General features: G+C 60.9%; 12 protein-coding genes. 5 read left to right on the top strand and 7 right to left on the bottom strand.

Going from position 1 to position 15,000, the window contains the following annotated elements; all coding sequences use genetic code 11:
* Positions 1-344: 344 nt before the first annotated feature.
* Positions 345-1,715 carry an aspartate aminotransferase family protein gene (locus tag ACYZT0_RS29540; protein ID WP_462044115.1) on the bottom strand — a complete coding sequence of 457 codons (1,371 nt, stop codon included), beginning with the start codon at positions 1,713-1,715 and terminating at the stop codon, positions 345-347.
* Between the two features lie 31 nt (positions 1,716-1,746).
* Positions 1,747-3,240 (bottom strand): aldehyde dehydrogenase, encoded by a 1,494-nt coding sequence (locus ACYZT0_RS29535; protein ID WP_462044114.1) that lies wholly within the window; start codon positions 3,238-3,240, stop codon positions 1,747-1,749.
* Positions 3,241-3,465: 225 nt separating this feature from the next.
* On the opposite strand from ACYZT0_RS29535, the gene ACYZT0_RS29530 reads away from it, so the two are divergent.
* Entirely contained in the window at positions 3,466-4,395 is a 930-nt protein-coding gene (locus ACYZT0_RS29530; protein ID WP_462044113.1) for a LysR substrate-binding domain-containing protein, read from the top strand.
* Positions 4,396-4,424: 29 nt separating this feature from the next.
* On the opposite strand, the gene hrpB is transcribed toward ACYZT0_RS29530, so the two are convergent.
* Complete coding sequence (hrpB, locus tag ACYZT0_RS29525) at positions 4,425-6,944, bottom strand: ATP-dependent helicase HrpB (RefSeq protein WP_462044112.1); 2,520 nt, start codon at positions 6,942-6,944, stop codon at positions 4,425-4,427.
* A gap of 356 nt (positions 6,945-7,300) precedes the next feature.
* Between hrpB and ACYZT0_RS29520 the strand changes: the two genes are divergently transcribed.
* Together ACYZT0_RS29520 and ACYZT0_RS29515 are read left to right on the top strand one after the other, a co-directional pair.
* Positions 7,301-7,720, top strand: coding sequence for a polyribonucleotide nucleotidyltransferase (locus ACYZT0_RS29520; protein WP_462044111.1), 420 nt, complete (start codon positions 7,301-7,303; stop codon positions 7,718-7,720).
* A 41-nt stretch (positions 7,721-7,761) separates the two neighbouring features.
* The gene (locus tag ACYZT0_RS29515; protein WP_462044110.1) at positions 7,762-8,658 is read left to right on the top strand and encodes a cation diffusion facilitator family transporter; all 897 of its coding nucleotides are present in this window, start codon (positions 7,762-7,764) and stop codon (positions 8,656-8,658) included.
* Here the strand turns inward: ACYZT0_RS29515 and ACYZT0_RS29510 are convergent.
* Positions 8,652-9,686, bottom strand: a complete 1,035-nt coding sequence (locus tag ACYZT0_RS29510) for a DUF6515 family protein (protein ID WP_462044109.1) — start codon at positions 9,684-9,686, stop codon at positions 8,652-8,654. The two genes, ACYZT0_RS29515 and ACYZT0_RS29510, sit on opposite strands and share 7 nt — an antisense overlap.
* Before the next feature lie 447 nt (positions 9,687-10,133).
* Here ACYZT0_RS29510 and ACYZT0_RS29505 point away from each other — a divergent pair, with 447 nt between their 5' ends.
* Entirely contained in the window at positions 10,134-10,613 is a 480-nt protein-coding gene (locus tag ACYZT0_RS29505) for an Lrp/AsnC family transcriptional regulator (protein WP_462044108.1), read from the top strand.
* 237 nt (positions 10,614-10,850) lie between these two features.
* Positions 10,851-11,060, top strand: coding sequence for a DUF2788 domain-containing protein (locus ACYZT0_RS29500; protein ID WP_462044107.1), 210 nt, complete (start codon positions 10,851-10,853; stop codon positions 11,058-11,060).
* Here ACYZT0_RS29500 and ACYZT0_RS29495 read toward each other — a convergent pair.
* From ACYZT0_RS29495 to ACYZT0_RS29485, 3 genes are all read right to left on the bottom strand, one after another.
* The gene (locus ACYZT0_RS29495; RefSeq protein ID WP_462044106.1) at positions 11,055-11,690 is read right to left on the bottom strand and encodes a pseudouridine synthase; all 636 of its coding nucleotides are present in this window, start codon (positions 11,688-11,690) and stop codon (positions 11,055-11,057) included. The genes ACYZT0_RS29500 and ACYZT0_RS29495 overlap by 6 nt on opposite strands.
* Before the next feature lie 70 nt (positions 11,691-11,760).
* On the bottom strand, positions 11,761-13,260 hold the full coding sequence (amn, locus tag ACYZT0_RS29490) for an AMP nucleosidase (protein WP_462044105.1): 1,500 nt from the start codon (positions 13,258-13,260) through the stop codon (positions 11,761-11,763).
* Positions 13,261-13,281: 21 nt separating this feature from the next.
* Complete coding sequence (locus ACYZT0_RS29485) at positions 13,282-14,931, bottom strand: acyl-CoA dehydrogenase family protein (protein ID WP_462044104.1); 1,650 nt, start codon at positions 14,929-14,931, stop codon at positions 13,282-13,284.
* Between the last annotated feature and the right edge of the window lie 69 nt (positions 14,932-15,000).

Here is a 15,000-nt window from a genome sequence, read left to right as displayed (position 1 = left end):
TGGCCTTGGAGCAGAAGCAACCTGAGGTCTCTGATGGACCTTTCGGTGTCAGCGTTTGGCTGACTGGCGAGGTCGATGTTGGCCCAAGGCGGGGATTAGGAAAATTAGGAAATATGTCTCTGCGAGCGATGAAAAAACTGGGTAGCTCGCACTGCGAAAGGGCGCTGCGGGCGGGGGTGCACGGGGTGGGTGCAAAAGTTGAGAGGTGTGTTGAATCGGCTATCGCATTCGCGGGCAAGCCTCGCTCCTACGGGTTTTGTGTCGTGTGCGAATTCCGCGACCGACATAGATCCTGTAGGAGCGAGGCTTGCCCGCGATAAGGTCCGCAGGACCTTCAGACAATCTCAGAGCCGGCCATACTCCTGCGCCGTACGATCAACCGCTTTGAGCGTCTTGCCGACCAACTCATCAACCTCTTCGCGACTGGCAATCAGCGCCGGCGCCATGATCATCCGCCCCAGCGTCGAGCGAATAATCACCCCTTCTTCGAAGCCGATCGTGCGGCAACGCCAGGCAATGTCGTTCTCATTGGCAAAGCGCTTGCGACTGGTTTTGTCCTCCGCCAATTGCAGCGCCGCGACCATGCCGACACCCTGAATATCGCCCACCAACGGGTGATTGCCAAACACCTCGCGCAAGCACTTTTGCAGGTAGGGGCCGATGTCATCCTTGACCCGCGTCACCACCCCTTCATCACGCAAGGCCTTGAGGTTGGCGATGGCCACCGCCGCTGCCACCGGGTGCCCGGAGTAGGTCAAGCCGTGGGCAAACACCCCGCCCTGCTCCACCAATACCTGAGCCATTTTCTTCGACAGAATCAGACCGCCCATGGGGATGTAACCCGAGGTCAAACCCTTGGCGATGGACAAGGTGTCCGGCTCGAAACCGAAGTGCTCGTGGGCGAACCATTCACCGGTACGACCGAAGCCACCGATCACTTCATCGGCGCACAACAGCACGTCGTACTGGCGGCAGATTCGTTGAATCTCCGGCCAGTAACTCTCTGGCGGAAAGATCATCCCGCCGGCGCCCTGGAACGGTTCGGCGATAAATCCCGCAACCTTGTCGGCACCCAGTTCGAGAATCTTCGATTCCAGTTGCTGCGCCGCCCGCAGGCCAAATTCAGCCGGGGTCAGATTGCCCTCGTGGGCGAAAAAGTACGGCTCGTCGATGTGCTCGATGTCGGGAATCATGCCGCCCATTTCGTGCATGAATTTCATGCCACCGAGCGCCGTCGCGGCCAGGGTCGAGCCGTGGTATCCGTTCCAGCGACCGATCATGATTTTCTTCTCGGGCTTGCCGAGGATCGTCCAGTAACGGCGCACGGTGCGGATCAGCACCTCGTTGGCTTCGGAGCCGGAGTTGGTGTAGATCGCATGGCTGTAGTGCCCCGGCAACAGGCTGAACAGCAACTCCGAAAGCTCGATGACCTGCGGGTGGGTGGTGTGGAAAAACATGTTGTAGTACGGCAACTGCTCCAGTTGCCGGGACGCGGCGGCAGCCAGGTCCTTGCGGCCGTAACCGAGGTTGGTGCACCACAGTCCCGACATGCCATCGAGGTAACGCCGACCATCGTTGTCCCACAGATGGAGGCGCTCACCACGGACCATCACCCGGGGTCCTTCGTCGTTGAGTGCCTTTTGATCGACGAACGCGTGGATGTGGTGCGCAGCGTCGGCGGCCTGGTAGTCGCGGGTTTCACGTGGTGTGGTCATCGCCAGTTCTCCGTTTTGTTATTAGCGGCTTTTATGAGCGCAGCTGAAACCAGGTGGTTTTCAACTGGGTGTATTTATCGAATGAATGCAGCGACAGGTCGCGGCCGAACCCGGACTGTTTACCGCCGCCGAAAGGGACGGTCACGTCCAGCGCATCGACGCTGTTGACCGACACTGTGCCCGCTCGCAATTGCCGCGCCACGCGGTGGGCGCGATTGAGATCATCGGTCCACAGCGAGGCCGCCAATCCGTAGACACTGTCGTTGGCCAGCTGCAAGGCGTGGGCCTCGTCATCGAACGCCGTGACCGCCAGCACCGGGCCGAACACTTCATCGCGAAACAGCGGCATGTCCGGGCTCACACTTGTGAAAATCGTCGGCTGTATGAAGTTGTCGGAACCGTTGAACATCGACTGCCGTCCACCGCACACCTTCGTTGCGCCTTGGCGTTCGGTCTGCTGGATGAACTTCATGATGCGCGCAGTCTGACGGCTGTCGACAATCGCCCCGGCGCGGCTCGTCGGGTCCAGCGGGTCACCCGGCTGCCAGCATTCGGCCTGCGCCTTGAGGCGCTCGACGAACTCATCATGGATCGAACGCTCCACCAGCAACCGCGAGTTGGCCGAACACACTTCACCCTGATTGAAGAAGATCCCGAATGCGGCTTTCTGCGCCGCCAGATCGAGGTCCTGGCAATCGGCGAACACCAGATTGGCGCTCTTGCCGCCGCACTCCAGCCACACCTGTTTCAGGTTCGATTGCGCGGAGTACTGCATGAAATACTTGCCGACTTCGGTGGAGCCGGTGAACACCAGGCAATCGACATCCGGGTGCAAACCGAGGGCTTTGCCGGTCTGCTCGCCGAGCCCCGGCAGCACGTTCAGCACGCCGGCTGGCAGGCCGGCTTCCAGCGCCAGCTCGGCCAGACGCAGGGCGGAAAACGGTGACTGTTCAGCGGGTTTGAGGATCACCGAATTGCCCGCCGCCAGCGCTGGCGCGAGTTTCCATGCAGCCATGTCCAACGGGAAATTCCACGGCACCACTGCAGCGACCACGCCCAGCGCCTCGCGGGTGATGGTTGCCAGCACGTTTTGTGCACTGGGGGCGATCTGGCCGTAGAGTTTGTCGAGGCTTTCGGCGTACCAGCGAAACACCCCGGCGGCGCCCGGTACGTCGATGTTGTAGGCGTCCATCACCGGTTTGCCCATGTTCATCGAATCGAGCAGCGCCAGTTCTTCGCGGTGGGCCATGATCAGGTCGGCGAGGCGCAGCAGCACTTGCTTGCGCTCGCCCGGCGATCGCGCCGACCAGGTCCCGGCCTCGAACACTTGCCGCGCATTGCTTACCGCGGCGTTTACCTCTTCATCGCCGCACGCAGTCACATTTGCCAGACACTGGCCGGTGGCGGGGTTGATCGCGGCGAAAGTCTGGCCCGACTGCGCCGAGCGGGGTTTGCCGTCGATTACGGCCTGGTCGGGTAACCGCAGCGCGGCAGCTTTGTTTTGCCAATATGCAAGCTCGAACACGTTCAGATGCTCCATGGACTTTTCTTGTGTCTGGATGGTGGCCCAGGCCTGTGTACAGGAAAAATAGTAAAAATATCTTCGCAGACCATGAAAAAACTGGGCAGCCAATCTCCCCGGTGGCGCGGTATGTGGTTATTGTTCAGGCATAACAACACCGTCGTCAGAACGGATGAAGTCGGCGTAAAAATTGCCTGGATGTCGAGTCCATCCATCCCGAGGTTCGCCGTGGCTGCCTACAATCTGCGTCAATTGAAATACTTCATCACCACCGTTGATTGCGGCAGTGTCGCCGAGGCTTCGCGCAAGCTGTACATTGCCCAGCCGGCGATCTCCACGGCGATCAAAGGCCTGGAGGACAGCTTCGGCGTGCAACTGCTGATCCGTCATCACGCCCAGGGCGTGTCCTTGACCCCCAGCGGTGCGCGCTTCTACCGCAAGGCCCAAGACCTGTTGCGCATGGCCAAGGAGTTCGAACAGAACGCCCTCGCCGACAACGACGTGGTGGCCGGGCAAATCGATATCGGTTGCTTCGAAACGGTCGCGCCGCTGTACCTGCCGCAGTTGATTGCCGGGTTCTCGGCGCTGTACCCGGGGGTGAAAATCCGCATCCGCGACGGCGAGCAGCAAGAGCTGGTGCAAGGCCTGACCTCGGGCACCTTCGACCTGGCGATCCTGTATGAACACGACCTCGATGCCACCATCCAGACCGAACCGCTGATGCCGGCGCAGCGGCCTTATGCGTTGCTGCCGGCGGATCATCGCTTTGCTCAGCTCAAGCAAGTGTCGCTGCGCGATCTGTGCCTGGAGCCGATGATTCTGCTGGACGTGCAACCGAGCCGGACCTACTTCGTCAGCCTGTTCGAGGAGTTGGACCTGACACCGCGGATTGCCTTCAGCTCGCCGTCGATCGAGATGGTGCGTGGGATGGTCGGGCAAGGGTTCGGCTTCTCGATCCTGGTCACTCGGCCGCATTCGGAATGCACCTATGACGGCAAGAAAGTGGTGTGCGTGGACATCGTCGAAGACGTCACCGGCTCAGGGCTGGTGGCGGCGTGGCTCAAGCGCGGGCAACTGACCAAACCGGCGCAGTTGTTTGCTGATTATTGTCGGGAACAGTTGACGACCAAGGCCCAAAGACCAACCCCGGATCTGTAGGAGCACGGTTCGCCGGCGATCGATCATCTTCAGCTTTTGCGGGGTTTGATCCGCGCGGTTGCCTCGGCCACCAGCGGATCATCCGGCCAGTAATGCTTCGGATACCGACCCTTCAAATCCTTCTTCACCTCGGCATACGTGCTGCGCCAGAAGTTCGCCAGGTCCTGAGTCACCTGCACCGGCCGTCGCGCAGGGGACAGCAAATGCAGTTTGACCACCTGCCGGCCACCGGCAATCCGCGGGGTTTCGGCCAAGCCGAACAGCTCCTGCAACCGCACCGCCAGAATCGGCGGCTGCTCGCTGTAATCCAGACGAATCGACGAACCCGACGGCACGCTCAAATGATGCGGCACCAGCTCATCGAGCCGTTGCGGCAGCGGCCATGGCAACAGGTTATGAACAATGCTCGACAGGTCCAGATTGGCGAAATGACTGAGCCGCGAAACTTTGCCCAGATACGGCATCAGCCAATGTTCAAGGTTTTTGAGCAATGCAGCATCGCTGACATCCGGCCATTCACTCAGCTCCTTGCTGCCGAGATCCAGCTGCCGCAACAACGCCACCCGCGCCTGCCATTGACGCAGTTCTGGCGTCCACGGCAACAGCTCCAGACCTTTGCGTCGCACCAGATTGACCAACGCTTGACTGCGGGCCGTTTCATCGAGGCCACTCAGGGGTTCGCGGCTGAGGATTAATTCACCAACCTTGCGCTGACGCTCGGCCCGCAACACGCCTTCACGTTCATCCCAATCCAGTTGATCGACGCAGCGCACCTGTTCGGCCAGCACCGAATCGAACAGCGCCGGATCGAAATCCGCCGCCAGATAAATTCGCTCTTCACGCTGGCCCTGACGGCTGCCAAGGTCGGCGATCACCAACCACGGTTGCTTCATCAAACTGTCGGCTTCGGCAAACAGCGCTGCACGACCGTTAGCCAAACGATATTCCGCACCACCGGCCCTTCGCTGTTGGGCGACCCGATCCGGATAGGCCAACGCCAACAGCGCGCCGAGCCAACGCGGATGATCCGGATCGCTGACCGGCTCCGACGCTTTACCCCGCAGGTAACCGCGATACTGCCGCGCCAGTTGCCGGGCACGTTGAACGCCACCCTGAGCGCCGCGTGCGGCCCGTTCTTCGCCGGACAACAACACCAATCGGCTGTGCAGATCCGCCCCGGCGCCACGCAAAATATCCCGCTCACCGAGCAATGCCGCAACATCGCACGCCATCTCTGCCAAGCCGAGTGCCTGACCGCGCAACAACAAATGCGCGATGCGCGGATGAGCCGGCAGTTCGGCCATGGCCTGACCGTGACGAGTCAGCGCTTCTGCGTCCAATGCACCCAAGCGCTCCAGCAGATCTTGAGCCTGTGCATAAGCCGCCGCGGGCGGTACGTCGAGCCAAACCAACTGTCCCGGCGTAACGCCCCAGCGACCGAGTTGCAACGCCAGACCGGCAAGGTCCGCCGAGAGGATTTCCGCGCTGGCGTAGGCCGCCAATTGTTCGTGCTGATCCTGCGACCACAACCGATAACACACGCCCGGTTCCAAGCGCCCTGCCCGACCCGCGCGCTGAGTGGCGCTGGCGCGCGAGATACGTTGGGTGTCGAGGCGGGTCATGCCGCTGCCGGGATCGAACCGCGGCACTCGCGCCAACCCGGCATCGATCACCACGCGCACGCCGTCGATGGTCAGACTGGTCTCGGCGATGTTGGTGGCCAGCACCACTTTGCGAAAGCCTGCCGGTGCCGGATCGATCGCGGCGCGTTGCGCGGCCAGGTCCAGTTCACCGTGCAACGGGCAGAGCAACACCTGCGTGCTCTCGCCCAGCGCATCGGCGAGTTGCTGGTGCACCCGACGGATTTCCGCCTGCCCCGGCAGGAACACCAGCACGCTGCCGGTTTCATCATTCAAGGCTTCAAGGATGGTCTGTACCAGACGTGGCTCGATGAATTCACCCGACTGAAACGGTCGGCCCCAGCGCATTGCCACTGGGTACATGCGACCTTCGCTGCGCAAGATCGGCGCGTCGTCCAGCAACCCGGCCAGGCGTTCGCCTTCCAGCGTGGCCGACATCAACAGGATTTTCAGCGGTTGATCGTCACGAAACAGCTCGCGGCCATTCAGGCTCAAGGCCAACGCCAGGTCGGCGTCGAGGCTGCGTTCATGGAATTCGTCGAAGATCAGCAGTCCAACACCTTCGAGCGCCGGGTCGTCCTGCAAACGCCGGGTGAGGATGCCTTCGGTGACCACTTCGATACGGGTTTTGGGGCCGACTTTGCTGTCGAGTCGAATGCGATAACCGACGGTTTCGCCAACCTTCTCGCCCAGCTCACTGGCCAAGCGCTCCGCCGCCGCCCGCGCCGCCAACCGGCGCGGTTCGAGCATCAGAATGGTCTGTCCGGCCAACCAGGGCTCGTTGAGCAAGGCCAACGGCACGCGGGTGGTTTTACCGGCGCCGGGCGGTGCTTCGAGCACGGCTTCGTGGCGTGTAGCCAAGGCTTCACGCAGGGCGGGTAAAACTTCATCAATCGGCAAAGAAATCATGCTGGCTCCCCAGGGCGTGCCCACAGAAAATTGCGAGTCGCGTTGAAGCTGTGGGCGTGCCAGGCAAGGCGCGGGACGCCGATAAGGGTCGTTTCCTTACCAAGTTCCGCAACGCAGCATGGCGCGTCCACAGCTTCAGCCCGGAGGGCCGAACCCCGATCACATCCATCAGCCGTTGCGCGTTGTCGATCTGAAAAAAACAACATCAATCCTCAACTATTCCAGTGGGGGTGAGACGCGGCCGCAATTTACTGTGGGCACGCCCTGCCGCGGCGAGTATAACGGCGAACTGCTTGTCGCTCGTTGCTGTCCTAATTCATGACGCTTCGTTTTCCAGATGACTCAGGAGATTTCATATGCGTGCTCCCTTTCGCTTGATTGGCGGTGTATTGGTCGCGACGTTGCTGACCCAAGTGACCGCTTGCGGATCGATTTTCTACCCTGACCGTCGTGGTCAGATCGATGGCAAGATTGACCCCGCCATCGCCGCGCTCGATGCCGTGGGTTTGCTGTTCTACATCATCCCCGGCCTGATCGCGTTTGCCGTGGACTTCGCCACTGGCGCGATTTACTTCGAGCCCGGCAAGACCGCCCAGGTGGCCCCGGAAAAACTCAAAGAGGCCATCGGCGCCGACGGCAAGGTCGATAACCACAAGTTGCAGACTATTCTCGAAGCCGAACTGGGACGTACCTTCCCGCTGGACGACCCACGTCTGATTCAGCACAAGGGCAGCACCCAGCAACTGGCCTTGTTTGGCCTGCAACCTGCCGCATAATCCGTGCCTGTGAAGGATCACTCAAAGGAAACGCCGCCCCTATGATTGCAAGCTCCGAACACGCCCGCCTGCTGCGGCTGGCGACCCGTGCCTCGATGGCGGTAGCGTGTACGTTGATCGTCGCCAAGGCCATTGCCTGGTGGTTGAGCGGTTCGGTGAGCATGCTCGCCGGGTTGACCGATTCGACCCTCGATGGCGTCACTTCGCTGCTCAACTTGCTTGCGGTGCATTACGCCTTGCGCCCGGCCGACGACGATCACCGTTATGGACACGGCAAGGCCGAGTCGCTGGCGGGCATGGCTCAAGCGTTGTTCATTGGTGGCAGTGCGGTGCTGATTTCCTTGCAGGCGATCGATCGACTCAAACACCCGGAACCGGTGGGGGCGCCATGGATCAGTATCGGGGTGATTGTGTTTTCCCTGGTGCTGACGCTGGCCCTGCTGATGTTGCAACATCGGGTCGTCAAGGCGACCGGCTCCAACGCGGTGCGCGCCGACTCTCTGCATTACCGCTCGGACATGTTGCTCAACGGCAGCATTCTGGTGGCGCTGGTGCTCGCCGGGTTTGGCTGGCATCAGGTCGACCCTTGGTTTGGATTGGCGATCGCGGCCTACATTTTCTGGAGCGCGATTCTGATCGGCCGGGAAAGTTTTACGGTGCTGATGGATGAAGAACTGCCGTCGGACGTCAGCCAGCACATGCTCGAACTGGCCTGCAGCGTACCGGGAGTATTGGGGGCGCACGACCTGCGCACACGGATTTCGGGTAGCCAGTGGTTCGTGCAGTTGCACCTGGAATTGCCGGGAGATTTGACCCTGTCAGTCGCTCACGGCATCAGCGATCAAGCCTCCGATGCCATTCACGCCGCCTACCCGCGAGCCGAAGTGCTGGTGCACGCCGACCCGCAGGAAGTGGTGCAGCCCACCAGGGCTCAGTAACTCACCTGATAACCGCGACTGCTCAGGCAGTTGCCCTGCGCCTGGCGGTAGGCTTGCACCACCGAGGGGTCCGGCTGGTAGGTGGCCGTTCGCGGATCGAAGCCACTCTGCTGCACTGCGTATTGATAGCACTCGTAACCGTCCTGGTTGACCTGCTCCGGCGACTGACCGTTTGCTGGATACGCCACCACGTCATAACTATTGCTGACCGGTTGCAGTTGCGGTTGCACGGACGGCTCGACCACGACGTAATCCTGAGTACTTTCTTCGTAGGCGTAGTAAGAGCCGGCCGCGAGGAATAACAGCGCACCGCCGATCCACACTTCACGGGCGTAATCGGGCATGTAGTGGACGCGAATCCCGCGTGGCGGCTGCACCACCACATAACGCGGACCGAGCGGGCGATACCAGTAGCCGCCGGAGTAGAAGTAATCCTGGCCACGATACGGCACTCGGTAATCCCGGTCCGGGAAGCGATCGATCACATGACCGGGTCGGTACTGCGGGCCGGAGCCCCAGCCATTACCGTGCCCATCCGGGCGACCGGACCAGCGATGATCATCGGGACGCGGACCGTTGTTCTGCCAATGCGGGTTGTTATCGTTGCGCCGCGGAATGTCCTGGTAGTAACCACGTTGCGGTTGCTGGGTCTGGCGCACGGTGTCGGGCCGGCCCTGGATCGGCAGGTCATTGGCCGGTAGTTGCGGCGGTGGAGGTGGCGGTCGAACCGGACTGTTGTAGTCGTGCGGCTGACGGTTCTGCGGATTCTGGCCGTTGTGCTCGAACTGGCGACTGTTGTCGCCACGAATGATGTCGTTGTTCTGCGGACGCGATTGATTCTGCTGCTGATTATTTTGCGGGCGCTGCTGATTATTTCCGCCATGGCCCTGATTGTTTCCCTGATGGCCGTCCGAGCCACGTTGTTCGCCATCGGGACTCCGGTTTTGCGGCTCATCGGCCAGCGATTGCGCAGTGACACTGATACACAGCAAACCAACACCGGCCAAACGCCAGATGCGCGACTTCATGCTTTTCCTCACTGCGGGTTAGGGCCTGTACGTAAGACTGGGAAAGCACCGGCCGGTTCTGCAACAGGTTATCAGCCCTCCACTTATTTATTGAGGAAGACTTTATCAAGGGCATGCCAAATTCCGGGCAAAAGAAAAGGGAGACCCGTCGGCCTCCCTTTGAGAACTTCGTCCGTGCTCGACGCTTTTGACGTCGGCTCACCTCACGCCGTCTTCTGGACAGTGTGCAGCTCGGGGGCCGGCACATCCCCTGTGGGGGTGGCGACCGCGGCTGGCCTGATTGGGCGAGCCGCTGTGGACTGTTTGTCCGAGCAGTGATTCTGGTGATAAGAATAGGCTCGCGGCACCAGCAGCGGATTGCGAAGATTGCTGAAATAAACATCACTTGCGCAATTTTTAACCCTGGATAGATAATCCACCGCAATAGTTATGACAAAGGCCTGATTGATGAGCAAACTCGACCGATACGACCTGAGCATTTTGGCGGAATTGCAGCGTGACGCGCGCATCTCCAACCAGGAGCTGGCCGAACGCATCGGCCTGTCCCCCTCGCCATGCTCACGGCGGGTCAAGCAGCTGGAAGATGACGGTTACATTTCCCGCCAGGTGGCCTTGCTGGACCGCAAGATGCTCGGCCTGAGCCTGACGGCTTACGTGTTGATCGGCATGGACCGGCATACACCGGAGCGTTTCGAGAACTTTGAAGCGGCGATTCGCACGTTGCCGCAAGTGCTGGAATGCAGTCTGGTGACGGGAATGGATGCGGACTATCAGCTCAAAGTCGTAGTGCCGGACATGGATCACTACCAGAAATTGCTGCTGGGGCATTTGACGCGGATTGACGGGGTGACGAGCGTTCGTTCGAGTTTTGTGTTGAATCAGGTGTTGAACAGTACCGAGCTGCCGCTGACTCATTTGCGCGGCTGAACCATTCCCCGCACTGATCGTTCCCACGCTCCGCGTGGGAATGCATCCTGTGACGCTCTGCGTCACGATCCACAGCGGACGCGGAGCGTCCATGGCGGCATTCCCACGCAGAGCGTGGGAACGATCACTAACAGGGCGACGAATAGCTGCGACACACCGACGCAGGTCAATGCTGCGCCAATCCGGCATGACGTATACTCCAGCACCTTTTAGCCCCGCCTGCGCTGGAGATGTTCGATGGATCCTGCAGTATTCGAAGAGTGGATGATGACCGGCCTGGTCAGCATCCTGGTCATTTTCATGGGTTTCATCGTTTGGGACCTGGCGAAGAAGTCCAAGGCCGGGCGCTTTGGCTCATTCATTCTGTTTTCCGTACTCGGCCTGGGCGTGGCCGCGTTCGTGATCAAAAGCGTGGTGATCGGCCTGATCGAATCCGGCTCGTTATAAACGCGCCGGCACTTCCTTCCACTGGCCCTGATCAAGTCCTTCGATGGTCCAGTCGCCAATTCTGACCCGCACCAGGCGCAATGTCGGCAACCCCACCGCTGCGGTCATGCGCCGCACCTGACGGTTACGACCTTCGCGAATCACCAGCTCCAGCCAGCTGGTCGGCACGTTTTTGCGAAACCGCACCGGCGGATTGCGTGGCCACAGCTCGGGCTCTTCCAACTGTCGCGCCTCGGCTGGCAAGGTCATGCCGTCATTCAGCTCGACGCCATCGCGCAAACGCTGCAATTGCTCGGCACTCGGCTCGCCTTCCACTTGCACCCAATAGGTCTTGGCCAGTTTGTGTTTCGGGTCGGCGATCCGCGCCTGAAGCTGGCCATCGTTGGTCAGCAACAGCAAACCTTCGCTGTCACGGTCCAGCCGTCCTGCCGGGTAAATCCCGGGAATTTCGATGAAATCCTTGAGCGTCGCCCGCCCTTCGCCGTCGCTGAACTGCGTCAGCACATCGAACGGTTTGTTGAACAGAATCAGCTTCGGCTCGGCCGGTGGCGCTTTGGCGACACGGCGCGGGGCGGATGGCGGGCTGTTCGCGCCAGGGTGGCGAGAAACGGGACGTTGAGGACGAGACATGGGAAAGGAACATCTAACGGTCAGGGCTGCTAATGCTAGTGCCCCGACCGCCAAATGACCATGACAACTATTACCGGAACGGCGGTTCGTCGAAGCTGCGCAGTTTGCGCGAGTGCAGCGAGTTGAGTTCGGTGCGCAACAGGTCCACCGCCTCGATCCCGATCTTCAAGTGCTGGCTGACCGCGCGCTCATAGAAGGCGTTGGCCGAACCCGGCAGCTTGATTTCGCTGTGCAACGGTTTGTCCGAGACACAGAGCAACGTGCCGTACGGAACCCGCAAGCGATAACCTTGCGCGGCGATGGTGCCGCTTTCCATGTCCACCGCCACGGCGCGAGACAGGTTGATCAGCGGACGTTCCTGAGCCCAGCGCAATTCCCAGTTACGGTCGTCGTAGGTCAGTACCGTGCCGGTGCGCAGGCGCTTTTTCAGCTCGTCGCCCTTCTCACCGGTGATGTTGGCCGCCGCTTGCTGCAACGCCATCTGCACTTCGGCCAGGGCCGGAATCGGAATATTTGGCGGCACGACCCGATCGAGAATCCCGTCGCGGCGCATGTAGGCGTGCGCCAGCACGTAATCGCCAATGGTCTGCGACTGACGCAAGCCGCCGCAGTGGCCGATCATCAGCCAGCAATGCGGTCGCAGCACTGCCAGGTGGTCGGTGATGTTCTTGGCGTTGGACGGGCCGACGCCGATGTTGACCAGAGTCACGCCATGGCCGTCGGTGGCGATCAGGTGATAGGCCGGCATCTGATAACGATGCCAAACCACACCGGCGGCAATCGCCGAGGCTTCGCCGTGGTCCATGCTCTTTTCGATGATCACGTTGCCCGGCAAGATCATGCGCACGAAACGCGGATCGCTGCGCAACTGTTCCAGACCATGGACGATGAACTGGTCAACATAGCGGTGGTAGTTGGTCAGCAGAATCCACGGTTGCACATGGCGCCAGTCGCTGCCGGTGTAATGCACCAGGCGGCGCAGGGAGAAATCCACCCGCGCGGCGTCGAACAAGGCCAATGGCAGCGGGTCAGTGTTTTCCCAATCGTACAACCCGTCGGCGATGCCATCGGTCGCGGCCGACAAATCCGTACTCGGGAACACCCGCGCCAGCACGGCAGCGGTAACGCCGGAGCCGGCCAGTTCATCGCCCTGCTCAACCACGTACGGATAAGGAATGTTTTGCTGGCTGATACCGACTTCCACCGTCACGGTGAAGTCGTGCATCAACGGCACCAGCTGTTCCAGCAGGTATTTACGGAAAGCCGCTGGATGGGTGACGGTGACACTGTAGGTCCCCGGCAATTGAACCTTGGCGTAGGCGCGAGTGGTCTGTGGGACTTCGCCTTGGCAACGGTAGGTCAGGCGCAGTTCGGGATAACGAAACATCGCACGCTGTTCGGCGTCCGGCTCGACACGATCCTTGAGATAACGCTTGAGCGCCTGGTTCAGCGCGGTGGTTGCACGATTGTGCAAGAGCGCAAGCCGATCCACGGCTTGCTCGGCGGTTTGAACGACAATAAAAGCTTCGGTCACGATCAGCATCCTGTGTTCTGACTTGCAGACCTTCATCTTGCCTGCAAGTCAGCGCGATCAGAAGCCCTGTGGTGTCGAGCGGGCAACAATCGCTTCCACATCCAGCCCACGTGGCAACGCGCCATACACTCGGCCGGCGGAACCCAAGCGGCTCGCAATGAACGCGTCACTGACGGCGCTGTTGCCGGCTTCCAGCAACAGCTTGGCTTGAAGGCCCAAGGCGATGTCTTCGGTGAGCTGGCGGGCGCGGTATTGAATATCGCTGGTGTCCTTGAAGGCCGCCCGCAATTGGCTGATATGTGCGGCCAGACGTTTGTCGCCATGACCATCGCCCAATTCGCTGAACAATACGTCGAGCACACCCGACTCTTTCGACAACGCTCGCAAAACGTCGAGGCATTGCACGTTGCCGGAACCTTCCCACGTCGAATTGACCGGTGCCTCACGGTACAACCGCGGCAAGATGCTGTCTTCGACATAACCGGCACCGCCCATGCATTCGGCGGCTTCGTTGATCATTCCGGGCGCGCGTTTGCAGATCCAGTACTTGCCCACCGCCGTGACCAGCCGAGCGAATTTCGCTTCATGATCGTCATCCAGATGATCCAGCGCCTGGCCCATGCGCAGGCTCAACGCCAAGGCGGCTTCGCTTTCCAGGGCCAGGTCGGCCAGTACGTTCTGCATCAAGGGTTGTTCGCTGAGTAATTTGCCGCCAACCCTGCGGTGAGCGCAGTGATGGCTGGCCTGGGTCAGGGCCTGGCGCATCAGCGAACTGGAACCGACCATGCAATCGAAGCGGGTCATGGCGACCATTTCGATGATGGTCGGAACGCCCCGCCCCTCCTCGCCGACCATCCATGCCAGCGCACCACGGAACTCCACTTCGCTGGAAGCGTTGGAGCAATTGCCGAGTTTGTTCTTCAGGCGCTGTATGTAGAACTGATTGCGCGTGTCGTCCGGGCGATGGCGCGGCAACAGGAAACAGGTCAGCCCCTTGTCAGTCTGGGCCAGAGTCAGGAAGGCATCGCACATCGGCGCCGAACAGAACCACTTGTGGCCCACCAGCTCATACGCCTGGCCCGGACCACTGGCGCCGACCGGATAAGCCTTGGTGGTGTTGGCCCGCACGTCGGTGCCGCCCTGTTTCTCGGTCATGGCCATACCGATCGTGACCCCGGCCTTGTGGGCCATGCCGACGTTGCGCGGGTCGTATTCGGTGGAGAGGATTTTCGGCAGCCACTGCTTGGCCAGATCCGGTTGCAAACGCATCGCCGGGACGCTGGCGAAGGTCATGGTCAGCGGGCAACCACTGCCGGCTTCGGCCTGGCTGTGCAGGTAGGTCATGGCGGCGCGGGCGACGTGGGCGCCGGATTGCGGATGCGCCCAGGGCAACGAGGTCAAACCGTGCTCGACCGCCGTGCGCATCAGTTCGTGATAGGCCGGGTGAAATTCCACCAGGTCGATGCGATGGCCGTAACGGTCATGACTGCTGAAAACCGGCTTGTTCTGATTGGCCAGGAACCCCGCGTCCATCAGCGGCCCGCCGGCCAGGGCACCATAAGCGTCGATCCGCGACTCGGCCCACCCGGCCCCGAAACGCCGCGACCACTCCTGCAACGGCAGATCGATGCGATACAGGTTGGTGCCGTCCAGCGACGGTGGCTGGTTGGTGACTTCGTGGGTTTCGGCGAACTGATGCAGGTTCATGACGGGGCTCCTTTGGTCAGCCAAGGGACTTCAGTTAAGCACCGCCCCTTAGATGAACAAAGTGTCATA

It is taken from the genome of Pseudomonas sp. ZS1P83 (assembly GCF_054897825.1).
Note: the sequence above shows the minus strand (reverse complement) of the source record. Positions and strands in the feature narration are given on the sequence as shown.